General features: G+C 64.4%; 23 protein-coding genes and 1 tRNA gene. 17 read left to right on the forward strand and 7 right to left on the reverse strand.

Going from position 1 to position 21,156, the window contains the following annotated elements; all coding sequences use genetic code 11:
- Nucleotides 1–132 precede the first annotated feature (132 nt).
- The 4 genes from FXB41_RS01075 to FXB41_RS01090 are packed head-to-tail and all read left to right on the forward strand — an operon-like array spanning nucleotide 133 to nucleotide 3,741.
- Nucleotides 133–618 carry a GNAT family N-acetyltransferase gene (locus FXB41_RS01075; protein WP_219678797.1) on the forward strand — a complete coding sequence of 162 codons (486 nt, stop codon included), beginning with the start codon at nucleotides 133–135 and terminating at the stop codon, nucleotides 616–618.
- Nucleotides 615–1,232: a DUF2585 domain-containing protein gene (locus FXB41_RS01080; protein WP_219678799.1), complete on the forward strand. Its 618-nt coding sequence runs from the start codon at nucleotides 615–617 to the stop codon at nucleotides 1,230–1,232. Before FXB41_RS01075 ends, FXB41_RS01080 begins: the two co-directional genes overlap by 4 nt.
- A gap of 51 nt (nucleotides 1,233–1,283) precedes the next feature.
- Complete coding sequence (gene hslU / locus FXB41_RS01085) at nucleotides 1,284–2,588, forward strand: ATP-dependent protease ATPase subunit HslU (RefSeq protein WP_007598430.1); 1,305 nt, start codon at nucleotides 1,284–1,286, stop codon at nucleotides 2,586–2,588.
- A 28-nt stretch (nucleotides 2,589–2,616) separates the two neighbouring features.
- On the forward strand, nucleotides 2,617–3,741 hold the full coding sequence (locus tag FXB41_RS01090; protein ID WP_007598428.1) for a hypothetical protein: 1,125 nt from the start codon (nucleotides 2,617–2,619) through the stop codon (nucleotides 3,739–3,741).
- A 27-nt stretch (nucleotides 3,742–3,768) separates the two neighbouring features.
- Here FXB41_RS01090 and FXB41_RS01095 read toward each other — a convergent pair whose 3' ends face one another.
- The gene (locus FXB41_RS01095; protein WP_007598426.1) at nucleotides 3,769–4,986 is read right to left on the reverse strand and encodes a CaiB/BaiF CoA transferase family protein; all 1,218 of its coding nucleotides are present in this window, start codon (nucleotides 4,984–4,986) and stop codon (nucleotides 3,769–3,771) included.
- A gap of 174 nt (nucleotides 4,987–5,160) precedes the next feature.
- Entirely contained in the window at nucleotides 5,161–5,586 is a 426-nt protein-coding gene (locus FXB41_RS01100; RefSeq protein WP_007598424.1) for an organic hydroperoxide resistance protein, read from the reverse strand.
- A 154-nt stretch (nucleotides 5,587–5,740) separates the two neighbouring features.
- Between FXB41_RS01100 and FXB41_RS01105 the strand changes: the two genes are divergently transcribed.
- Complete coding sequence (locus FXB41_RS01105; RefSeq protein WP_007598419.1) at nucleotides 5,741–6,202, forward strand: MarR family winged helix-turn-helix transcriptional regulator; 462 nt, start codon at nucleotides 5,741–5,743, stop codon at nucleotides 6,200–6,202.
- Nucleotides 6,203–6,218: 16 nt separating this feature from the next.
- Here FXB41_RS01105 and FXB41_RS01110 read toward each other — a convergent pair whose 3' ends face one another.
- From FXB41_RS01110 to FXB41_RS01120, 3 genes are all read right to left on the reverse strand, one after another.
- Nucleotides 6,219–6,461, reverse strand: coding sequence for a GIY-YIG nuclease family protein (locus tag FXB41_RS01110; protein WP_007598418.1), 243 nt, complete (start codon nucleotides 6,459–6,461; stop codon nucleotides 6,219–6,221).
- Between the two features lie 135 nt (nucleotides 6,462–6,596).
- Nucleotides 6,597–6,672: transfer RNA gene (locus FXB41_RS01115), tRNA-Ala, on the reverse strand.
- A 66-nt stretch (nucleotides 6,673–6,738) separates the two neighbouring features.
- Nucleotides 6,739–7,149: a TIGR02300 family protein gene (locus FXB41_RS01120; protein WP_007598417.1), complete on the reverse strand. Its 411-nt coding sequence runs from the start codon at nucleotides 7,147–7,149 to the stop codon at nucleotides 6,739–6,741.
- Nucleotides 7,150–7,321: 172 nt separating this feature from the next.
- On the opposite strand from FXB41_RS01120, the gene aroA reads away from it, so the two are divergent.
- From aroA to FXB41_RS01180, 12 genes are all read left to right on the forward strand, one after another.
- Nucleotides 7,322–8,659: a 3-phosphoshikimate 1-carboxyvinyltransferase gene (gene aroA, locus FXB41_RS01125; RefSeq protein WP_035993851.1), complete on the forward strand. Its 1,338-nt coding sequence runs from the start codon at nucleotides 7,322–7,324 to the stop codon at nucleotides 8,657–8,659.
- Entirely contained in the window at nucleotides 8,656–9,294 is a 639-nt protein-coding gene (gene cmk, locus FXB41_RS01130) for a (d)CMP kinase (RefSeq protein WP_007598415.1), read from the forward strand. The genes aroA and cmk overlap by 4 nt, the downstream gene beginning before the upstream one ends.
- Before the next feature lie 267 nt (nucleotides 9,295–9,561).
- The gene (gene rpsA / locus FXB41_RS01135; protein ID WP_007598413.1) at nucleotides 9,562–11,268 is read left to right on the forward strand and encodes a 30S ribosomal protein S1; all 1,707 of its coding nucleotides are present in this window, start codon (nucleotides 9,562–9,564) and stop codon (nucleotides 11,266–11,268) included.
- Nucleotides 11,269–11,533: 265 nt separating this feature from the next.
- The gene (gene sppA, locus FXB41_RS01140) at nucleotides 11,534–12,514 is read left to right on the forward strand and encodes a signal peptide peptidase SppA (RefSeq protein ID WP_007598412.1); all 981 of its coding nucleotides are present in this window, start codon (nucleotides 11,534–11,536) and stop codon (nucleotides 12,512–12,514) included.
- Nucleotides 12,515–12,685: 171 nt separating this feature from the next.
- A complete protein-coding gene (locus FXB41_RS01145) occupies nucleotides 12,686–12,991 on the forward strand; it encodes an integration host factor subunit beta (protein ID WP_007598410.1) in 306 nt (101 codons plus the stop codon).
- 71 nt (nucleotides 12,992–13,062) lie between these two features.
- Nucleotides 13,063–13,455: a lipopolysaccharide assembly protein LapA domain-containing protein gene (locus tag FXB41_RS01150; RefSeq protein WP_007598407.1), complete on the forward strand. Its 393-nt coding sequence runs from the start codon at nucleotides 13,063–13,065 to the stop codon at nucleotides 13,453–13,455.
- An 81-nt stretch (nucleotides 13,456–13,536) separates the two neighbouring features.
- Nucleotides 13,537–14,208: a phosphoribosylanthranilate isomerase gene (locus FXB41_RS01155; protein ID WP_219678801.1), complete on the forward strand. Its 672-nt coding sequence runs from the start codon at nucleotides 13,537–13,539 to the stop codon at nucleotides 14,206–14,208.
- The gene (trpB, locus tag FXB41_RS01160) at nucleotides 14,205–15,422 is read left to right on the forward strand and encodes a tryptophan synthase subunit beta (protein ID WP_219678804.1); all 1,218 of its coding nucleotides are present in this window, start codon (nucleotides 14,205–14,207) and stop codon (nucleotides 15,420–15,422) included. Before FXB41_RS01155 ends, trpB begins: the two co-directional genes overlap by 4 nt.
- On the forward strand, nucleotides 15,419–16,255 hold the full coding sequence (gene trpA, locus FXB41_RS01165; protein ID WP_219678808.1) for a tryptophan synthase subunit alpha: 837 nt from the start codon (nucleotides 15,419–15,421) through the stop codon (nucleotides 16,253–16,255). Before trpB ends, trpA begins: the two co-directional genes overlap by 4 nt.
- A 137-nt stretch (nucleotides 16,256–16,392) precedes the next feature.
- Nucleotides 16,393–17,334: an acetyl-CoA carboxylase, carboxyltransferase subunit beta gene (gene accD, locus FXB41_RS01170; RefSeq protein WP_007598402.1), complete on the forward strand. Its 942-nt coding sequence runs from the start codon at nucleotides 16,393–16,395 to the stop codon at nucleotides 17,332–17,334.
- The gene (locus FXB41_RS01175) at nucleotides 17,331–18,674 is read left to right on the forward strand and encodes a bifunctional folylpolyglutamate synthase/dihydrofolate synthase (protein WP_219678810.1); all 1,344 of its coding nucleotides are present in this window, start codon (nucleotides 17,331–17,333) and stop codon (nucleotides 18,672–18,674) included. Before accD ends, FXB41_RS01175 begins: the two co-directional genes overlap by 4 nt.
- 102 nt (nucleotides 18,675–18,776) lie before the next feature.
- A complete protein-coding gene (locus FXB41_RS01180) occupies nucleotides 18,777–19,517 on the forward strand; it encodes a metallophosphoesterase family protein (RefSeq protein WP_219678813.1) in 741 nt (246 codons plus the stop codon).
- A 101-nt stretch (nucleotides 19,518–19,618) separates the two neighbouring features.
- Here the strand turns inward: FXB41_RS01180 and FXB41_RS01185 are convergent, their stop codons facing one another.
- Both FXB41_RS01185 and trxA read right to left on the reverse strand, forming a co-directional pair.
- Nucleotides 19,619–20,632, reverse strand: a complete 1,014-nt coding sequence (locus FXB41_RS01185; protein WP_219678931.1) for an ATP-dependent DNA ligase — start codon at nucleotides 20,630–20,632, stop codon at nucleotides 19,619–19,621.
- Nucleotides 20,633–20,777: 145 nt separating this feature from the next.
- Nucleotides 20,778–21,098 (reverse strand): thioredoxin, encoded by a 321-nt coding sequence (gene trxA / locus FXB41_RS01190; protein ID WP_007598398.1) that lies wholly within the window; start codon nucleotides 21,096–21,098, stop codon nucleotides 20,778–20,780.
- Nucleotides 21,099–21,156: the final 58 nt, after the last annotated feature.

The raw sequence follows: 21,156 nt of genomic DNA on the forward strand, positions 1-21,156 counted from the left end.
GCCCTCGCTTGCGGGAGAGGTCGCGCCGAAGGCGCGGGTGAGGGCTCTGTCCTCTTGGGGGCTGTCCCATTGCGGACGCACCCTCTCCCCAACCCTCTCCCGTAGACGGGAGAGGGAGCGCAGCACCGCTAGATGACCCTCGCCTACACCTTCCGCCCGATGACCGCGGCCGATCTGCCGTTGATCCGGCGATGGCTCCGCGAGGTACATGTGCGGGAATGGTGGGGCGATCCGGACGAGCAGTTCGCGCTCGTGAGCGGCGATCTTGATGAGCCGGCAATGGAACAGTTCATCGTGTTGGCCGGCGACAAGCCGTTCGGCTATCTTCAATGCTACCGCCTGACAGCCTGGAATACGGGTCTTGGGCCGCAACCGGAGGCCACCCGTGGCATCGACCAGTTCATCGGCGAAGGCGACATGATCGGGCGCGGGCACGGTTCGGCATTGATCCGCCAATTCGCCGACGCGCAGTTGCGGCAGGGTCTGCCCCGCATCGTCACTGATCCTGATCCGCTCAACGCGCGCGCGGTGCGTGCCTATGAGAAGGCCGGCTTTGCCCCCGACCGCATGGTCGAGACGCCCGACGGAGCGGCGCTGCTGATGGTGCGCGAGCCATGACGCTGGCAACCACGCATGAGAGCAGGGCCGCGTTTCCACCGCTCGCCTGGGTCGGCATCGCGCTGCTGCTGCTGGCGACGCAGGCCTCGATCCTGCTCGCGATGGGACGGGTGCCGATCTGCACCTGCGGTTACGTCAAGCTGTGGCATGGCGTGGTGAGCAGCTCGGAAAATTCGCAGCACATCGCCGACTGGTACAGTTTCTCGCACATCCTGCACGGCTTCCTGTTCTATGGACTGACCTGGCTGCTGTTCGCGCGGCTGCCGTTCGTGTCGCTGTCCTGGCCCGCGCGCCTGATCGTCGCGATGCTGATCGAGGGTGCCTGGGAGATCGTCGAGAACTCGCCGTTCATCATCGAACGCTACCGCGCCGGCACGATCTCGCTGGATTATTTCGGCGACAGCATCGTCAATTCGGTTTCTGACAATTTGTCCATGATGCTGGGCTTCCTCGCCGCGCGCCTGCTGCCTGTATCGGTGACCGTCCTGCTCGGGCTCGCCTTTGAAATCATGCTGGCGCTGCATATTCGCGACAATCTGACGCTCAATATCCTGATGCTGATCCACCCGGTCGAGGCCGTGAAACAATGGCAATCGGGTCCGCCGATCATCTGATGGCAAAAAAGCGGCTTGTCCCGTCCCGCATCTGATCCTAGCTAAGGTCCCATGACAGACTTCTCCCCCCGCGAAATCGTTTCCGAACTCGACCGTTTCATCGTCGGCCAGGCCGATGCCAAGCGCGCCGTCTCGATCGCGCTGCGCAACCGCTGGCGGCGGCAGCAGCTCGAAGGCTCCTTGCGCGAAGAAGTGCTGCCGAAGAACATCCTGATGATCGGCCCGACCGGCGTCGGCAAGACCGAGATCGCGCGGCGGCTCGCCAAGCTCGCCAACGCGCCGTTTCTGAAGGTCGAGGCGACGAAATTCACCGAGGTCGGCTATGTCGGGCGCGACGTCGAGCAGATCGTGCGCGATCTCGTCGAGGTCGCGATCGCCCAGGTCCGCGAGCGCAAGCGCAAAGACGTGCAGGCACGTGCGCAGCTCGCCGCCGAGGAGCGCGTGCTCGATGCGCTGGTCGGCGCCAATTCCAGCGCGGCGACGCGGGACTCCTTCCGCAAGAAGCTGCGCGCGGGCGAGCTCAACGACAAGGAGATCGAGATCGAGACGCAAGGCGGCGGCAGCGGCTTTCCGATGTTCGAGATCCCGGGCATGCCTGGCGCGCAGATGGGCGCGGTTTCGATCGGCGACATCTTCGGCAAGCTCGGCGGACGCAGCAAGACGCGGCGGCTGACGGTGGAGAGCTCGCACGAGATCCTCATCAACGAGGAATCCGACAAGCTGCTCGACAGCGATCAGTTGACGATGGAGGCGATCAGCGCGGTCGAGAACAACGGCATCGTGTTCCTGGACGAGATCGACAAGATCTGCGCCCGCGAAGGCCGCGCCGGCGGCGACGTCTCGCGCGAGGGCGTGCAGCGCGACCTGCTGCCGCTGATCGAGGGCACCACGGTCTCGACCAAGCACGGCGCGGTGAAGACCGACCACATCCTGTTCATTGCCTCCGGCGCCTTCCATGTCGCCAAGCCGTCCGACCTGTTGCCGGAATTGCAGGGCCGCCTGCCGATCCGCGTCGAGTTGCAGGCGTTGACCCGTGACGACATGCGCCGCATCCTGACCGAGCCCGAGGCCTCGCTGATCAAGCAATATGTTGCGTTGATGCAGACCGAGGGCGTCACGCTCGACATCACCGACAACGCCATCGACGCACTTGCGGACGTCGCGGTCGCCGTGAATTCCACCGTCGAGAACATCGGCGCGCGGCGGCTGCAGACCGTGATGGAGCGGGTGCTGGACGAGATCTCCTTCACCGCCCCCGACCGCAGCGGTGAGACCGTCAGGGTCGACGCCGATTTCGTCCAGAAGCACGTCGGCGACCTCGCCAAGAACGCGGATTTGAGCCGGTTCATTTTGTAATTCCGGGCGGCCGCGCTATGGATGCGGCGTGACCGCACGCATCCTGCAAAACCCCTGGCGCGTCCTGCTCGCGATCAACGCGGCGGTCATCGTCGGCGTCTTCGTTCACAAGATCCAGCTGCCGCCTTACGTCCCCTACATCCACCTCCTCGTCGACTATCATTTCGGCTTCATCAAGCGCGCGCTGATCGGGGCGATCGTCGCGCTGTTCACCGACAAGGTGCCGGTATGGCTGGTGTTCGCGCTCGGCGGCGCGACATGGCTGGTGACGCTGGGACTGTACGCAAGACTATTTCAGAAGACGTTCGGCTTCACCACGAAGACATTGCCGCTGTTCGTCTTCATCGCGGGCTCGCCGTTCTTCCTCAAGAACTTCATGCACACGCTCGGCCATTTCGACATCTATGGCTGCGCGCTGGCGATCATCCTGCTGCTGGTGCCGGCCGGCTCGCTGCTGTTCGTGGCGCTGGCTGCGCTGTTCTCGATCGTTCTCGTCCTGATCCACCACATCCATCTCCTGATGTATGTGCCGACGATCATCACCATCGTCGTGATCAGGCACTATCTGACGCAGGGCTGCGATCGCACCAATGTCGCGTTCGGCGTCGTTGCCCTGCTTGCCGTCTCCACGCTGTTCTTCGCCGCGCAGTTTTGGGGAACGATGCCGATCGCGGAGGCGGATTTCGTTGCCTACCTGAAGAGCCGGATGGCCGATCCGTCGCGGACCGATATGTTGCAGTTTGCCTACATCTGGTATCAGCCGCTGACGAAGGAGATTTCCGACACCTGGGGCCGCCTGCCCCACAACATCCTTGGCGTGCCCGTGTTCTTGCTGCTGATCTGGCTGCACATACCGCTGTGGCGTTATTTTGCAAACCTTATCGGCGCGCTGGCAAACGACACGCATCGCCGTCTTGTGATCGCGGCGCTTGCCGGCGTCAGCCTCGCCTGCCTCGTGATGTTCGCGATGGTGTTCGACTATTCGCGCTGGATCTCGAACTGGGCGGTCTGCATGTTCCTGATCCTGCACGCGGTGAAGATGCTGCCCGCCGCACGCGAGACGCCGCTGATTCGGGCGGAGGATCAGAAGACGAATATCTTCGGCCTGATCCTTACGCTGATCCCGCGCGTCGGAATCGTCCGGCCGTTTTAGACGGTGAAGCTCGATCTTCGTCTTATCTCAGCGCTTGCGCTCGGGTCCGCAGACCGTGCCCTGCTCGACCATCGCGTCGATCTCGGACCTGGAGTAGCCGAACTCGCCCAGCACCTCGGCGGCGTGCTGGCTGAATTTCGGCGGCAGGCGACGTAGGCTCGGCTTGCTGCGATCGAGCCGGATCGGGGATGCCACGCCCTTGTACCAATCCTTCTCGATGATATCGCCGCGCGCGATCGTGTGCGGGTTGGTCAACGCTTGGTCGATCCTCTGCACGGGGCCTGCGGGCAGGCCCGCAGCGAGCAGGCGATTGCACAGCGGCTCGGCCTCGTGCTGGCTGAACACGGCGGCGAGCTCGGCCCGCAGCGCCTCGCGATTGGCGATGCGGTCCTTGTTGCGCGCAAAGCGCGGATCGGTGCCGAGCTCGGGCTTGCCGATCTCCTTGGCGAGCTTGCGGAAGGTGCCGTCATTACCGACGCCGATGAAGATGTTGTCGGTCTTGGTCGGGAAGATCGCATAGGGCACGAGGTTGGGATGCTCGTTGCCGGTGAGCGCCGGCGGCTTGCCATGCATGAAATAATTCGCGGTGTGCGGATGCATGATGGCAAGGCCGGTCTCGTACAGCGTGGTCTCCAGGAACTGGCCCTGGCCCGAGCGCTGCCGCTCCGACAACGCCATCAAGATGCCGATCGCCGCATAGAGGCCGGTGCCGATGTCGACCAGCGGCACGCCGATCCGCATCGGCCCGCTCTCGGGCGAGCCGGTCGCCGCGATCATGCCGGTCATGGCCTGGATGATGGCGTCATAGCCGGGATTGCCGCCGCGGGGACCGTCGGCGCCGAAGCCGCAGATCCGGCAATGCACGAGGCGCGGAAATTTTTCGCGCAGCACCTCGTTGCCGATGCCCCATTTCTCCAGCGTGCCCGGCTTGAAATTCTCGATCAGGACGTCGGCGCTCTCCAGCATCTTGAGCAGCACGGTCCGGCCGCCCTCGGAGGCGAGATCGAGGCCGATCGAGCGCTTGTTGCGGTTGATGCCGATGAAATAGGCTGCGTCTTCGTCGTGGAAGGGAGGGCCCCAGTCGCGCACCTCGTCGCCTGCGGGCGGCTCGACCTTGATCACGTCGGCGCCATGGTCGGCGAGGATCTGGGTGCAATAGGGCCCGCCGAGCACGCGCGTGAGATCGATGACGCGCAGGCCGCTCATTGCGCCCGTGGCGGCTCCAGAACTGGCGGCTTCAGTCATGCCTTCGCGTCCCCTGTGTCGATGTGATCACAGGCCTAACGAGGTTCGTCCGAGCGGGCAATGGCTTCCCGCGTAGGGCGTCATGCAGGCGGTCGCCGCAATCCCGCGGGATGGCAAATCAAGGGAAGCGGCTGGCCTGAGAGGGATCCCGGGTCAGCCGCTTCACCGAACCGATCAGACGACCGTCAGGCGAACGTCGACATTGCCGCGCGTCGCGTTGGAATACGGGCACACCTGGTGCGCCTTCTCGACCAGCGCCTCGGCTTCCGCGCGGGCGAGGCCCGGCAACGAGACGGCAAGGTCGATGTCGAGACCGAAGCCGCCGGCCGCGCGCGGGCCGATGCCGACGGTCGAGGTCACGGAGGCGTCGGCCGGAACCTTGGGGCCGCCCTGCGAAGACACGAACTTCATCGCGCCGATGAAGCAGGCGGCATAGCCGGCCGCAAACAGCTGCTCGGGATTGTTGCCCGCGCCGCCTCCGCCGCCGAGCTCCTTCGGCGTGGTGAGCTTGACGTCGAGCGCGCCGTCGAGGGTCGCAGCATGGCCGTCGCGGCCGCCGGTGGCCTTTGCGCTGGTCTTGTAGAGGACGTTCACTGACATTTTCGTCTCCCTGTGTGTTCGGGTGGGGTGCGATCCTTATTGCAAACAATTAGATTGTGCGCAATTGAAATTATGGCGCCTCACATTTAATTGTTCGCAATTGAATGTGGCGACGGCCGGCCCCAGAATGGAAGCAAGTCCTGTGAGATTCTCCATGCCCCGGAAACATTCGGCAGCGGACGCGCCGCTGCGCCTCGACAACCAGATCTGCTTCGCGGTCTATTCGGCCGCGCACGCCTTCAACCGCGTCTACAAGCCGCTGCTGGACCGGCTCGGCCTGACCTATCCGCAATATCTGGTGATGCTGGTGCTGTGGGAGCGCGACGACGTGCCGGTCAAGGACATCGGCGAAAAGCTGCACCTGGATTCGGGCACGCTGACGCCGCTGCTCAAGCGGCTGGAGGCGGCCCACCTCGTCAAGCGCACCCGCTCGAGCGAAGACGAACGTCAGGTGCTGATCGCATTGACGCCGCAGGGCCAGGCCCTGAAGGACAAGGCGCGCGCCGTGCCGCAATCGATCCTGGCGGCGTCGGACTGCTCGGTCTCGGAACTGGTCGCGATGAAGGATGAGATTGTGGCGCTGAGGGACCGGTTGAATGCGGTGATCGGGGAGTAGGGGAAGAGGTGCGCTCTTAGGACAGCCGCTTCTTTGTGAAGGCCCGGCCGGAGTGAGACTTCAGGTACGCTTCAAAAGCGAGCGCTTTGTACTTGTCACGGAAGGCGCAGTACCAGATCAGCTTCCAAGGCTTGAACTTGGCGGTGTGGGTGGATTTGCCAGCATTGTGCTCTGGAATCCGGCGCTTCAGATTTTCCGTGGCCCCAACGTATTCCTGCTCGGGAAATTCGATGCTGCGGAGGATGTAGACGGACCACATTGACGATTATCGCCTGGGCAGCCGCTGCGTGGGAATCTCACCAGCCCGTCTTCGCCCTTCGGGCTTCGCCGGACACCACGCTTCGCCCTTCGGGCTGTGCGCGGCTGCGCCACGCGTAGCCCGAAGGGCGAAGCGTGGTGGAGCCAGGCGGGATCGAACCGCCGACCTCTTGCATGCCATGCAAGCGCTCTCCCAGCTGAGCTATGGCCCCTTAACCGTCCGACGCGCCTTGGGCGACGCGTCGGGAAAGACCCAGAACCACAGTTCTGGAATTATCTCAAGTCTCTTCGTCACCGCCGACATCACCAATGATGTCGGTGACGTCCTCATCGCCCTCTTCGTCGTCGGCGATAAAGGTCGAATCATCGTCGTCATCGTCCTCGATGGTCTCATCGACTTCGATGTCGTCCTCGGATTCGGGCACGACGGCCTTGACCTTGCCGGTGTTCTCCTCGGCATCGGCCTCCTCGAGCGAGACCTCCTCGACCTCCGCCGGCTCCGGCGTGGCGTCGGCGGCAGCGGCTGCGTGGCGGGCTTCGGCGCCGCGGGGCGCGCGCGCCGGCGCGATGGGCGCGATCGGCACGACTTCTCCGGTATAGGGCGAGATCACCGGATTCTTGTTGAGGTCATAGAACTTTTTGCCCGTCGTCGGGCAAATACGTTTAGTTCCGAGTTCGGACTTGGCCACGGCAGAGGAATCCTGGAAATGTCTGAAAAGCGGTGCTTCACTTGGCTAGTTGGCGGCCCGCTGTCAATAGCGCATTACGGGAGAACGACATGCCCGTGACGGCGGGGAGACCGTGTGGTACCTGCCCCGCGAGTCCCGCAGGGACGTTTCGGGCCTATCCAAGGACACAAACTTGACCGATTCCGACAAGCCGACGCCGCTCCAGTCGCGCGCCAGCGGTCCCCTGACCGGGAAAGTACGGGTGCCCGGAGACAAGTCGATCTCCCACCGTGCCCTCATCCTCGGCGCGCTCGCGGTCGGAGAGACACGGATTTCGGGCCTCCTGGAGGGCGAGGACGTCCTTAACACCGCCAAATCCATGCAGGCGCTTGGCGCCAGGGTCGAGCGCACCGGAGATTTCGCCTGGAAAGTCGACGGCGTGGGTGTCGCAGGCTTCGCGGAGCCCAAAGCGCCGCTGGATTTCGGCAACTCCGGCACCGGCTGCCGGCTCGTCATGGGCGCCGTCGCCGGCTGCCCGATCTCTGCGATTTTCGACGGCGATGCCTCGCTGCGCACCCGGCCCATGCGCCGGATTCTGGACCCGCTGGAAAAGATGGGCGCGAAGGTCGTCGCCGGCGGCGAGGGCGGCCGTCTGCCGTTGACGGTCCAGGGTGCGCGCGATCCGCTGCCGATCACCTACAAGACCCCGGTCGCCTCGGCGCAGATCAAATCCGCCGTGCTGCTCGCGGGCCTGGCCGCGCCCGGCATCACCACGGTCATCGAGACCGAGGCCAGCCGCGACCACACCGAGCTGATGCTCAAGCATTTCGGCGCCGAGATCACCTCGGTGCGGGAAGGTCAGCACGGCCGCCGTATCACGCTCGTGGGGCAGCCGGAGTTACATGGCGCCAATGTCGTCGTGCCCGCCGATCCCTCATCGGCGGCGTTCCCCATCGTTGCCGCGCTGATCGTCGAAGGTTCCGAAATCGTTCTGTCCGACGTCATGACCAATCCGCTGCGCACCGGTCTTTTCACCACGCTGCGCGAAATGGGTGCCTCGATTGAGGAAAGTGAAGTTCGCAGCGACGCCGGCGAGCCGATGGCGAAGCTGCGCGTACGCGCCTCGAAATTGCGCGGTGTCGAGGTGCCGCCGGAGCGCGCACCGTCGATGATCGACGAATATCTGGTGCTGGCGGTGGCGGCCGCCTTTGCCGAGGGCACGACCATCATGCGCGGCCTCCAGGAGCTGCGCGTCAAGGAATCCGACCGTCTTGAAGCCACCGCCGCGATGCTCCGCGTCAACGGCGTCAAGGTCGAGGTCTCCGGCGACGATTTGATCGTCGAAGGCCGCGGCCATGTTCCCGGCGGCGGCGTCGTGGCCACCCACATGGACCATCGCATCGCGATGTCCGCGCTGGTGATGGGCTGCGCGTCCGACCAGCCGGTGACCGTCGACGACACCGCCTTCATCGCCACCAGTTTTCCGGATTTCATTCCGATGATGCGTTCGCTTGGGGCCGATTTTTCATGATCATCGCCATCGACGGGCCCGCGGCGTCGGGCAAGGGCACGCTCGGCAAGCGCCTCGCCCACCATTACGGCTACCGTCATCTTGATACCGGCGTGATCTATCGCGCGGTGGCCTATTCCCTGATGCAGTCCGGTCATGATCTCCGGGACGAGGCGGCGGCGGTCGCTGCGGCGCTGGAACTCGATCCCGAGAAGTTCGGCAATCCCGCCCTGAAGACCCAGAAGGCCGGCGAGGGCGCCTCCATCGTCTCGGCGATCCCAAGGGTGCGCGAAGCCCTGATCAGTTTTCAGCGGCAATTCGCCGCCGATCCGCCGGGCGCCGTGCTCGATGGGCGGGATATTGGAACCGTGATCTGCCCCCATGCCGACGTGAAGATCTTCGTCGTCGCCGACCCCAAAGTCCGCGCCCGCCGCCGGACCATGGAGGCCAAGGCGAGGGGTGAGGAGGCCGATGAGGCCGCCGTACTCGCCGACATCATCCAGCGCGACGAACGCGACAAGAACCGGGCGATCGCGCCCCTGAAGCCGGCCGCGGATGCTTACTTGCTAGATAACTCCCAACTGGATATAGAAGGCGGCGTCCGGGCCGCCATCGACATTATCGAGGCCGTCCGAGCGGGCCGGTCGCGGGGTTAAGCCGCTGCCGTCATTGGAGGAAGCGCCCGCTCCCGCTCTTTGAGGTCGATACTCTCGGTCCCTGCTTGGGGCCGACGCGATCCAGGCTCCGGACAAAAGATTTCCACGTATCGCACGCGCGGGCCTCAGCCGGCCCGCTTCCGCTGTTCCGTCCTCCAGGTCGGAGCAGCGAGCGGTCGCTCGAAGGTTCTGCGGACCTTCCGACACTGCGCGTACGATGCGCCCAAGAACCCAACGGCCGGCACGACATCCGCAACTGGAGAACAAATGGCTTCGACTTCTGCTGATACCTATAGCCCGTCGCGCGACGATTTCGCCGCGATGCTCGACGAGTCCTTCGCAGGCGGCAACCTGCAGGAAAGCTCAGTCATCAAGGGCAAGGTTGTTGCAATCGAAAAGGACATGGCCGTCATCGACGTCGGCCTGAAGACCGAGGGCCGCGTTGCCCTGCGCGAATTTTCCGGCCCCGGCCGTGACAGCGAGCTCAAGGTCGGCGACGAGGTGGAAGTGTTCCTCGATCGGATCGAGAACGCCCTCGGCGAAGCCGTGCTGTCGCGCGACAAGGCGCGCCGCGAAGAGAGCTGGGGCAAGCTCGAGAAGGCCTTCCAGAACAACGAGAAGGTCAACGGCGTCATCTTCAACCAGGTCAAGGGCGGCTTCACCGTCGACCTCGACGGTGCCGTGGCCTTCCTGCCGCGTTCGCAGGTCGACATCCGTCCGATCCGCGACGTTGCGCCGCTGATGAACAACTCGCAGCCGTTCCAGATCCTCAAGATGGACCGTCGCCGCGGCAACATCGTCGTGTCCCGCCGCACGGTTCTCGAAGAGACCCGCGCCGAGCAGCGTCAGGAGCTGGTGCAGAACCTCGAAGAGGGTCAGGTCATCGACGGCGTGGTCAAGAACATCACCGATTACGGTGCGTTCGTTGATCTCGGCGGCATCGACGGTCTGCTGCACGTCACCGATATCGCGTGGCGCCGCGTCAACCATCCGACCGAGGTGCTCTCGATCGGCCAGACCGTGAAGGTCAAGATCATCAAGATCAACCACGAGACGCACCGCATCTCGCTGGGCATGAAGCAGCTGTTGGACGATCCGTGGCAGGGCATCGAAGCCAAGTACCCGCTGGGTGCCCGCTTCACCGGTCGCGTCACCAACATCACCGACTACGGCGCGTTCGTCGAGCTCGAGCCGGGCATCGAAGGCCTGATCCACGTCTCCGAGATGTCGTGGACCAAGAAGAACATGCACCCCGGCAAGATCGTTTCGACCTCGCAGGAAGTCGAAGTGCAGGTGCTCGAAGTCGATTCCGTCAAGCGCCGCATCTCGCTCGGCCTCAAGCAGACCATGCGCAACCCGTGGGAGGTCTTCGTCGAAGGTCACCCGACCGGTTCGACGGTCGAGGGCGAAGTCAAGAACAAGACCGAGTTCGGTCTGTTCCTGGGCCTCGAGGGCGACGTCGACGGCATGGTCCATCTCTCCGACCTCGACTGGAAGCAGCCGGGCGAGCAGGTGATCGACAACTACAAGAAGGGCGACATGGTGAAGGCCGTGGTGCTCGATGTGGACGTCGAGAAGGAGCGCATCTCCCTTGGCATCAAGCAGCTCGAAGGCGACCCCTTCGCCGAGCCGGGCGACGTCAAGAAGGGCGCTGTCGTGACCTGCGAAGTGATCGACGTGAAGGAGAGCGGTATCGAGGTGAAGATCACCGGTACCGACTTCACCACGTTCGTGAAGCGCTCGGAGCTCGCCCGTGACCGCAACGATCAGCGCGCCGAACGCTTTGCCGTCGGCGAGAAGGTCGATGCCCGGGTGATCCAGTTCGACAAGAAGGCCCGCAAGGTCCAGGTGTCGATCAAGGCGCTCGAAGTCGCCGAAGAGAAGGAAGCCATCGCGCAGTACGGCTCCTCCGATTCGGGGGCGACGCTCGGCGACATCCTCGGCACCGCGCTCAAGAACCGCGACACCAAGTAAGCGAAACGCAGGTTTCGCTGCATCAAAGCCCCGGCGCAAGCCGGGGCTTTTTTGTTGTTGAGGTCGTAGCCCGGATGGAGCGAAGCGCAATCCGGGAAAGCCTCTCCGTGAGGCGAGAACCCCGGATTACGTTTGCGCTCCATCCGGGCTATGCCGCTACCGGCCTTGTTTTCTTCTAATTGCGCCGCAATTGATGTATCCAGATAAGCCAATGGTCACGCTGCGACGGCACAACGCGCCCGGCCTTTCATCTGGAGATACTGAGATGTCGCTCGATTCGGACATCATCGTCGATCGCCGCAGGATCCGCCGCAAGCTGACGTTCTGGCGCGTCTTGGCCGCGCTGATCGCGATCGCGGCGATCGCTGGCTTCGCACTGGTCGCGACGCCGGGTGCGCGCGGCACGTTCGCTTCCGCCGGCTCGATCGCGCGGGTCCAGATCGACGGCCTGATCCGCAGCGATTCTGATCGCACGCAGGCGCTCGAGCGGCTGGAGAATTCGCAGGCCGCCGCCGTCATCGTCCACATCAATTCGCCGGGCGGCACCACCGCCGGCTCCGAGCAGCTCTACGATTCGCTTGTGAGTCTGAAGGCGAAGAAGCCTCTCGTCGTGGTCGTCGAAGGCCTCGCCGCCTCCGGCGGCTACATCACCGCGATCGCCAGCGATCACATCATCGCCCAGCAGAGCTCGCTGGTCGGCTCGATCGGCGTGCTGTTCCAGTTTCCGAACGTCTCGGAGCTGTTGAAGACCGTCGGCGTCAAGGTCGAGGAGGTGAAGTCCACGCCGCTGAAGGCCGCGCCCAACGGTTTCGAGCCAACCAGCCCCGAGGCACGGGCCGCGCTCGATGCGCTGGTGAAGGATTCCTATGCCTGGTTCAAGGGATTGGTGAAGGACCGGCGTGGCATGGATGACACGCAGCTCGAGAAAGTGGTTGATGGCCGTGTCTTCACCGGACGCCAGGCCATCGATCTCAAGCTGATCGACCAGATCGGCGACGAGAAGACCGCCGTGACCTGGCTGGTCGAGCAGAAGGGCGTCAAGAAGGGGCTCTCCGTGCGCGATTACAAGCTGCAGCCGCGCTTCAGCGATCTGCCGTTCCTCAAGACGGCGGCCGCAGTGACGCTGGAAGCACTGGGTTTAGGCTCGATTGCGCATCAAATCGGACAAACCGGCGTCGCACAGGCGGTCGATCGGCTCGGAATGGATGGAATGCTCGCCTTGTGGCAGCCGGCGGCGTCGAACTGACGGAACTGGGCGAGCCCCGGAGGTTTTTCCCGTTCGGCGCGTGCAGGGCCAGCCTGCTTTTTTGGCATTTGTCACGTATTTTCACGACGCTCAACCTTCATTTAGCGTCTTGACAGATCACGGTATTTTCACGGAAATGGTCGTCCGCACGCTCCCGGGTCCTATCTCTCGATGATCAAATCCGAACTTGTTCAGCGTATCGCCGAGCACAACCCGCATCTGTACCAGCGGGATGTCGAGAACATTGTGAATGCGATTCTCGAAGAGATCGTAGCGGCTCTCGCGCGCGGTGACCGCGTCGAGTTGCGCGGCTTCGGTGCCTTCTCGGTCAAGCATCGCCCTGCACGCGCAGGGCGCAATCCGCGCACCGGCGCCCATGTGCCTGTCGATCAGAAGAGCGTTCCGTTCTTCAAGACCGGCAAGGAAATGCGCGAACGGCTGAATCGCGACCATCCGGATCCAGGCGCGCCAGACTGAGGTCCACCTCAGGGTTTCCGGCGGTCGCCACCGATGCGGCCGCAACTTTGATTCAAGGCGAGCGAGCCGAGATGCGAAAATTCCTGACCGCGCTGGTCGTGATTCCGCTGGGCCTGATCCTGATGATCTTTGCCGTCGCCAACCGGCATTTCGTCACGGTCTCGTTCGATCCCTTCGTGTCCAACGACCCGTCATTCTCGGTCACGCTGCCGCTGTTCCTGCTCCTGATCGTGGTGGCCGCGCTCGGGGTCCTCGCGGGCGGCTGTGCCGTCTGGTTCGGCCAGCGGCACTGGCGGCGTGCGGCGCGCCGGCATGACGCGGATGCCCGGGCCGCGCGAGGCGAGCTGGCCGATCTGCGGGCCCAGGCGGCCGCAGCAAGGCCCGAGTCCCAGCGCCTCCCCGTTCCCTCCGGGGTGGGGCTTTACGGGCCCGTCGGGCGAGACAAGCAGCGCGCGACGTTGTAGAAGCGGCCGCAACCGAAAAGCCCGTTTTCCGGCCGCGGACCTGCGGCCTCCATTTGCTTTGAGCCCATATCCGTCGAGAACATGTCCCTGCTCGTCAAAATCTGCGGCCTGTCCACGCCCGAGACGCTCGAAACGGCGCTCGAGGCGGGTGCCGACATGGTGGGCTTTGTGTTCTTCCCGCCGTCCCCGCGGCATTTGTCGCTGGAAGCCGGCCGGGGGCTCGGCCGGCAGGTGAAGCGGCGCGCGCTCAAGGTCGCCCTCACCGTCGATGCCGACGACGCCACGCTCGACAACATCATGGACGCGCTGTCGCCGGACATTTTCCAGCTTCATGGCACGGAAAGCGTGGCCCGGCTGCGCGACATCAAGCAGCGGTTCGGTCGCCCGGTGATGAAGGTCGTGCCGGTCGCAACGTCAGCCGATCTCGCCGTGCTGCCCGGCTACGCAGAGGTGGCCGAACGCATCCTGTTCGATGCGCGCGCGCCGAAGGACGCGACGCGGCCGGGCGGCCTCGGTGCACCGTTCGATTGGCATCTGCTCGGAAACCTGGAGCTGAACGTGCCGTATATGGTTTCGGGCGGGCTAGATGCAGGGAACGTCGCCGAAGCCGTTCGCGTCACCCGCGCCGGTGGTGTGGACGTCTCCTCCGGTGTCGAGAGCGCCCCGGGCGTGAAGGATCCCGGGATGATCAAGGCCTTCATTCGCGCCGCGCGCGCAAGCCAAGATGCAAATCAAGAGTTGAGCGTCCGATGAATGTTGTAAAACCCAATTCCTATCGCAGCGGCCCCGACGAGCGCGGCCATTTCGGCATATTCGGCGGACGCTTCGTTGCCGAAACCCTGATGCCGCTGATCCTCGATCTGGAGAAAGCCTACACCGATGCCAAGGCCGATCCGGCCTTCCAGATCGAGATGAACGGCTATCTCAAGAATTACGTCGGCCGGCCCTCGCCGCTTTATTTTGCCGAGCGTCTGACCGAACATCTCGGCGGCGCCAAAATCTATCTCAAGCGCGAAGAGCTCAACCACACCGGCTCGCACAAGGTGAACAACGTGCTCGGCCAGATCATGCTGGCGCGGCGCATGGGCAAGAAGCGCATCATCGCCGAGACCGGCGCCGGCCAGCACGGTGTCGCCACCGCGACGCTGTGCGCGCGCTTCGGCCTGGAATGTATCGTCTATATGGGCGCCGTCGACGTCGAGCGGCAGCAGCCCAACGTCATCCGCATGGAGATGCTGGGCGCAACGGTGGTCCCGGTGCAGTCGGGCACGCGCACGCTGAAGGACGCCATGAACGAGGCGCTGCGCGATTGGGTCACCAACGTGCACAACACGTTCTACTGCATCGGCACGGTCGCAGGGCCCCATCCCTATCCGACGCTGGTGCGCGACTTCCAGTCGATCATCGGCAATGAGACCAAGGTGCAGATGCAGGAGATCGAAGGCCGCCTGCCGGATTCCCTGGTCGCCTGCATCGGCGGCGGCTCCAACGCGATGGGCCTGTTTCATCCGTTCCTTGACGATTCCTCGGTCGAGATCTTCGGCGTCGAAGCTGCGGGCCACGGGCTGACGCAACTGCATGCGGCATCGATCGCGGGCGGCCGTCCCGGCGTGCTGCACGGCAACCGCACCTATCTTTTGATGGACGCGGACGGCCAGATCCAGGACGCGCATTCGATCTCCGCCGGGCTCGACTATCCCGGCATCGGCCCCGAGCATTCCTGGCTGCACGAGATCGGCCGCGTGAACTATCTCTCCGCGACCGACGACGAGGCGCTCGCAGCGTTCCAGCTGCTGTCAAAGCTGGAAGGCATCATCCCCGCGCTCGAACCGGCACATGCCATCGCCAAGGTGATGGAGCTCGGGCCGAAGCGGACAAAAGATCACCTGATGGTCGTCAACCTCTCCGGCCGCGGCGACAAGGACGTCCCGCAGGTCGGCGACATCCTGAGGGGCAAGAGCAAGTGACCACGCGTATCGACACCCGTTTCGCAGAGCTGAAGAAAGCCGGCCGCTCGGCCTTCGTCACCTTCGTGATGGCCGGCGATCCCGATCCGGCGACCTCGCTCGAGATCATCAAGGCGCTGCCGAAAGCGGGCGCCGACGTGATCGAACTCGGCATGCCCTTCACCGATCCGATGGCCGACGGTCCCTCGATCCAGGCGGCAGGCCTGCGCGCGCTCAAGGCCGGCATGACGCTGAAGAAGACGCTCGATCTCGTGCGCGGCTTCCGCAAGGACGACAACACGACGCCGATCGTGCTGATGGGCTACTACAACCCGATCTACATCTACGGCGTCGACAAATTCCTGGTCGATGCGAAAGCCGCCGGCATCGACGGCCTCATCATCGTCGATTTGCCGCCGGAAGAGGACGACGAGCTCTGCCTGCCCGCGATGAAGGCCGGCCTTAATTTCATCCGCCTGGCGACGCCGACCACCGACGACAAGCGCCTGCCGGCCGTGCTCGCCAACACCTCGGGCTTTGTCTACTACGTCGCGATTACCGGCATCACCGGTGCGGCGGCTGCGGACGCCTCCGCCGTCGGCGAGGCCGTTATCCGCATCAAGCGGCACACCAAGCTGCCGGTCTGCGTCGGATTCGGTATCCGCACGCCGGAGAATGCCCGCGCAATCGCCTCGCATGCCAATGGCGCCGTGGTCGGTACCGCGCTGGTCGACGCCCTCAAGAACAGCCTCGATGCGGACGGGCGCGCCACCGGCAAGACCGTCAACGCCGTCGCTGAGCTGACGGCGGCACTCGCCCAGGGCGTCAAAGGCGCGCAACAGGCGGCGGAATAGGCCACAATTCCGCTGCCAAGTCCGGCGAGCAAGTCCGACGAGCAAGGCCGACGATATGGCGGCTTGCCGGGCCGGGTCCCGGCCGCCATATATCTCTTCAGGCGGTCCCCAGGCGGGATCGCACATCGGAGCAAACCATGAACTGGCTTACCAATGTGGTCCGGCCGAAGATCCGCAACATGCTGCGGCGGGAGACGCCGGAGAATCTGTGGATCAAGTGCCCGGATTCCGGACAGCTCGTGTTCTACAAGGACGTCGAGGCCAACCAGTTCGTCATCCCCGGCTCGAACTATCATATGCGCATGAACGCGGTGGCGCGTCTGAAGTCGATTTTCGACAACGAGACCTGGTACGACGTCGCGCTGCCTGACGTCACGCCCGATCCGCTCAAGTTCCGTGACGAGAAGAAGTACGTGGATCGCATCAAGGATGCGCGCGCGCGAACCAACCTCAACGACGCGATCAAGGTCGGCTACGGCAAACTCGAAGGTGCCGCCGTCGTCGTCGCCGTGCAGGATTTCGACTTCATGGGCGGCTCGCTCGGCATGGCCGCGGGCGAAGCCATCGTGCGCGGGCTCGAGCTTGCGGTCGAGAAGAAATCACCCTTCATCGTGTTCGCCGCCAGTGGTGGCGCGCGCATGCAGGAAGGCATCCTGTCACTGATGCAGATGCCGCGCACCACGGTCGCGGTGCAGATGCTGCGTGAAGCGAAACAGCCCTACATCGTCGTGCTGACCAACCCGACCACCGGCGGCGTCACCGCGTCTTACGCGATGCTCGGCGACGTGCAGATCGCCGAGCCCGGTGCGCTGATCGGTTTTGCCGGCGCGCGCGTGATCGAGCAGACCATTCGCGAAAAACTTCCCGAGGGTTTTCAGCGCGCCGAATATCTCAAGGAGCACGGCATGGTCGACATGGTCGTGCATCGCCACGAATTGCGCCCGACCCTGGCGCGGCTCTGCCGCCTGTTGACCAGGGCGCCGGCGCTGGAGAGTGGATCCAAACCGGTGCAGCCGGTCGTGAGCCCGGCGCAGATCGTATCGGCTCCCGAAACGGCGCCGGCCGCGCCGCACGCGTGAACGCTTCCTCTGACAGCGCAAAGCCGCCGCTCGGCGAATTGATCGGGCGGCTGTCGGCCCTGCATCAGAAACGCATCGATCTCGGGCTGGATCGGATGCACCGCCTGCTCGAGCGGCTCGGTCACCCCGAGCGCAAGCTGCCGCCGGTGATCCACATCGCCGGTACCAACGGCAAGGGCTCGACGCTGGCTTATCTGCGCGCGACGCTGGAAGCCGCAGGCCTGCGCGTCCACGCTTACACTTCGCCCTATCTCGTTCGCATCAACGAATGTTTCCGGCTCGGCCGCGTCGGTGGCGGCGTGCTGGTCGGTGACGACGAGTTGCGCGCGGCGCTGGAAGAGGTCGAGCGTGTCAATGCCGGCGAGCCGGCCACACTGTTCGAGCTCAAGACGGCGGCTGCATTTCACCTGTTCGCGCAGAACCCGGCCGATGTGGTTCTGCTGGAGGTCGGCCTTGGGGGCCGGCTTGATTCAACCAATGTGGTTGACGCGCCGGCGGCCTGCGTGATCACGCCTATCAGCATGGACCACATGGATTTCCTCGGCGATACTTTGACGTCGATCGCCGGCGAAAAGGCTGCAATCATCAAGCAGGGCGTGCCCGTGGTGTGCGCCGAGCAGCCGGGTGAGGCGATGGCCGTGGTCGAGGCGCAGGCCAAGCGCATGCGGGCGCCGTTGTTTGCCGCGGGCGAGAGCTGGCATGTCAACGTCGAGCACGGGCGCCTGGTTTATTCCGACGAGCGCGGCTTGATGGATCTCACAGCGCCGCGCCTGTTCGGTCGCCACCAGTTCGACAATGCCGGTCTCGCCATCGCAACGCTGCGGGCCACCAACGCCTTCAAGATCAACCAAGCGGCGTTCGAGGCCGGGATCGTCGGTGCGGAATGGCCGGCACGGATGCAGCGCATCGCTTCGGGCGAGTTGCTCGCTCTCGGCCCGCAGGGCTCGGAGATCTGGCTCGACGGCGGCCACAATGCGGAAGGCGGCCGCGTTGCGGCGGCCGCGCTCGGCGATCTCGAAGAGCGGGTGTCGCGGCCGCTGGTCGTGATCGCCGGCATGATGGCCAACAAGGACGCGCAGGCTTTTCTCGCCAATTTCGCGGGTTTGACCCGTCACATCATCGCGGTGCCGATTCCCGACACCGACAACGCGATGCCGGTCGACCGCCTCACGGATGCCGCCCGCAGCCTCGGCATGCGCGTCGAGCCCGCGCCCGGCGTCGAGGCCGCACTGCGCGCCTTGGCGAAGCTCGCCTACGAAGTGCCGCCGCGCATCCTGATCACCGGCTCGCTCTATCTCGCCGGCCACGTGCTCGCCATCAACGGCACGCCTCCTGCATAGAGGTTGGGTAGCCCGGATGGAGCGAAGCGCAATCCGGGATTGTACCAAAAGCGACAAAGGCCCCGGATTACGCTTCACTCCATCCGGGCTACAGGAAGACCCATGCGTTTTGCAGCGATTGCCGACGTCCACGGAAATTACCTCGCGCTGGAAGCTGTGCTCGCCGACATCCGCGCGCAAGGCGTCTCCGACATCGTCAATCTCGGCGACATGCTGAGCGGTCCGCTCGATGCCGGCCGGACCATCGAAATCCTGATGCAGCTCGATGCCGTGCACGTGCTCGGCAATCACGACCGCTATCTGCTCGACCGTCCTCCGGAGAAGATGGGTTCGTGGGATCGTCCGGCCCATGCAGCGCTCGACGCCGCGCAACTCGACTGGCTGCGTGCCCAGCCGATGACGCGCGTCTTTCGCGAGCAGGTGTTCCTCTGCCACGCGACGCCCGACAGTGACGAAGTCTATTGGCTCGATACCGTGCATCCCGACGGCGCGGTGGCGCTGTCGCCGCTCGATCGCATCGAGCAATTTGCGCAAGGCATCACGCAATCGCTGATCCTGTGCGCCCACACCCATCTCGCCCGTGCCGTGCGACTTCGAGATGGAAGGCTGATCGTCAATCCCGGCAGCGTCGGCAGCCCCGGCTATCGCGACAAGCATCCGTTCCCGCATGTCGTGGAGGCCGGTACGCCGCACGCGCGTTACGCGATCCTCGAGCTGGCCGATGGTGCCTGGCAGGTCACGTTCCGCCATGTCGTCTACGATCATGAGGCGATGGCCGCGCTTGCTCGCCGCAACGGCCAGCCGGAGCTGGCGAACGCGCTGGCGACGGGATGGATTGCCTAGCGCCGTCGCCTCGTAGCCTGGATGGAGCGAAGCGCAATCCAGGAATCGTGCCACAAATGACGACGGCCCCGGATTACGCTGCGCTCCATCCGGGCTACCGGTTACGGCTGTTTCAACAGCTTCATCGGATCGGCCACCTTCTGCTTCAGCTGCTCGAAGCTGCATTGCCGCGGGGCCTTGTCGGGACGCCAGCGCAGAATCGAGGTGCCGTGGCGAAAGCGCTCGCCGCTGAAATGGTCGTAGCAAACCTCGATCACCAACTTCGGCTTGAGCGGACACCACTTGGCCGAGCGCTCGGTGGACCAGCGGCTCGGCCCGCCCGGCGCGTTGCCGGTGAAGCCCGGCTCGCCGATCAGCGCCTCCAGCCGATCGGTCAGATCGGGCTTGTCCGTCGCCTTGATCGCCGAGGTGAAGCCGACATGATGCAGGAGACCTTCGTCGTCATAGAGTCCGAGTAGCAGCGATCCCACCACCTTCCGGCCGGCGATCTTGTTGGTGGCATAGCGGAAGCCGCCGACCACGCAATCGGCGCTGCGGAATTTCTTGATCTTCTGCATGCCGTCGCGATTTCCCGCCTGGTAGGGCAGGTCGATGCGCTTGGCGATGACGCCGTCCGAGCCGCCGCCGGATTGCGCCAGCCATTTCCTCGCAATGGCGTAGCTCGTGGTCGCCGGTGAGAGGCGGAAGATGCTGCCTTTCAGATGGGCCTTGGCAAACGCTTCCAGCGCCGGCCGTCGTTCGCTCAGCGGCTGCTCGGCAAGTTGTTTCTCCCGGGCCGTCGCAAGCAGATCGAACGCGAGATAGAGCGCCGGCGTCTCCTCCGAGAGCTTGTTCACGCGGCTCGCTGCAGGGTGGATGCGTTGCAGGAGCGCGTCGAAGGAAAATCCCTTGCCGTGCGGCACGACGATCTCGCCGTCGAGCGTGAAGCGATCCGCCTTCAGCTTCAGCGCCGCGGCGACGATCTCAGGGAAATAGCGCGCGAGGTCTTCACCGGATTTCGAGCGCAGATCAATGCTGCCGCCGTTGCGCGACAGCAGGCAGCGGAAGCCATCCCATTTCGGCTCGTATTGCCACTCCTTGCCGCGCGGGATCTCGTCGACCGAGCGCGCCTCCATCGCCACGAGGGACGTCGATTTTCGCGCGCACTTTGCGGGAGGAGGAGGCAACAGGCGGGACTCATCATACGCTGGACATGTCCCATCAACGCAAAACGGCCGGCTTTCGCCGGCCGTTTCCAAAAATATTCTTGTGCGAGCCGGATCAGACCGCGGAAGTGATCCACTGCTGCAGCTTCGCCTTCGGCGCCGCGCCGACCTGGCGGGAGGCCATCTCGCCGCCCTTGAAGATCATCAGGGTCGGGATCGACATCACGCCATATTTCGACGCGGTCTTCGGGCTCTCGTCGACGTTGAGCTTCACGATCTTGACCTTGTCGCCCATCGCGCCGGCGATCTCGTCGAGCGCGGGTGCGATCATGCGGCAGGGGCCGCACCACTCGGCCCAGAAATCGACGACCACGGGGCCGTTTGCCTTGAGCACTTCGGCTTCGAAATCGGTGTCAGAAACCTTACCAACGGCCATGGGAGTACCTCGTACCTGAGAGAAGGGCGCGACGGGAATCGCGCCCGAGATCATGGCG

This window comes from Bradyrhizobium canariense, assembly GCF_019402665.1.
GTDB lineage: Bacteria > Pseudomonadota > Alphaproteobacteria > Rhizobiales > Xanthobacteraceae > Bradyrhizobium > Bradyrhizobium canariense.

Excerpts from the sequence above, each read along its gene's own strand:
- FXB41_RS01145 (WP_007598410.1), top strand. The coding sequence starts at position 12,686 with ATGATCAAATCCGAACTTGTTCAGCGTATCGCCGAGCACAACCCGCAT.
- sppA (WP_007598412.1), top strand. The coding sequence starts at position 11,534 with ATGTCGCTCGATTCGGACATCATCGTCGATCGCCGCAGGATCCGCCGC.
- FXB41_RS01095 (WP_007598426.1), bottom strand. The coding sequence starts at position 4,986 with ATGACTGAAGCCGCCAGTTCTGGAGCCGCCACGGGCGCAATGAGCGGC.
- trxA (WP_007598398.1), bottom strand. The coding sequence starts at position 21,098 with ATGGCCGTTGGTAAGGTTTCTGACACCGATTTCGAAGCCGAAGTGCTC.
- rpsA (WP_007598413.1), top strand. The coding sequence starts at position 9,562 with ATGGCTTCGACTTCTGCTGATACCTATAGCCCGTCGCGCGACGATTTC.
- accD (WP_007598402.1), top strand. The coding sequence starts at position 16,393 with ATGAACTGGCTTACCAATGTGGTCCGGCCGAAGATCCGCAACATGCTG.
- FXB41_RS01105 (WP_007598419.1), top strand. The coding sequence starts at position 5,741 with ATGCCCCGGAAACATTCGGCAGCGGACGCGCCGCTGCGCCTCGACAAC.
- FXB41_RS01080 (WP_219678799.1), top strand. The coding sequence starts at position 615 with ATGACGCTGGCAACCACGCATGAGAGCAGGGCCGCGTTTCCACCGCTC.
- cmk (WP_007598415.1), top strand. The coding sequence starts at position 8,656 with ATGATCATCGCCATCGACGGGCCCGCGGCGTCGGGCAAGGGCACGCTC.
- trpB (WP_219678804.1), top strand. The coding sequence starts at position 14,205 with ATGAATGTTGTAAAACCCAATTCCTATCGCAGCGGCCCCGACGAGCGC.
- FXB41_RS01100 (WP_007598424.1), bottom strand. The coding sequence starts at position 5,586 with ATGTCAGTGAACGTCCTCTACAAGACCAGCGCAAAGGCCACCGGCGGC.
- FXB41_RS01075 (WP_219678797.1), top strand. The coding sequence starts at position 133 with ATGACCCTCGCCTACACCTTCCGCCCGATGACCGCGGCCGATCTGCCG.
- FXB41_RS01185 (WP_219678931.1), bottom strand. The coding sequence starts at position 20,632 with ATGGAGGCGCGCTCGGTCGACGAGATCCCGCGCGGCAAGGAGTGGCAA.
- hslU (WP_007598430.1), top strand. The coding sequence starts at position 1,284 with ATGACAGACTTCTCCCCCCGCGAAATCGTTTCCGAACTCGACCGTTTC.
- FXB41_RS01155 (WP_219678801.1), top strand. The coding sequence starts at position 13,537 with ATGTCCCTGCTCGTCAAAATCTGCGGCCTGTCCACGCCCGAGACGCTC.
- FXB41_RS01180 (WP_219678813.1), top strand. The coding sequence starts at position 18,777 with ATGCGTTTTGCAGCGATTGCCGACGTCCACGGAAATTACCTCGCGCTG.
- FXB41_RS01150 (WP_007598407.1), top strand. The coding sequence starts at position 13,063 with ATGCGAAAATTCCTGACCGCGCTGGTCGTGATTCCGCTGGGCCTGATC.
- FXB41_RS01110 (WP_007598418.1), bottom strand. The coding sequence starts at position 6,461 with ATGTGGTCCGTCTACATCCTCCGCAGCATCGAATTTCCCGAGCAGGAA.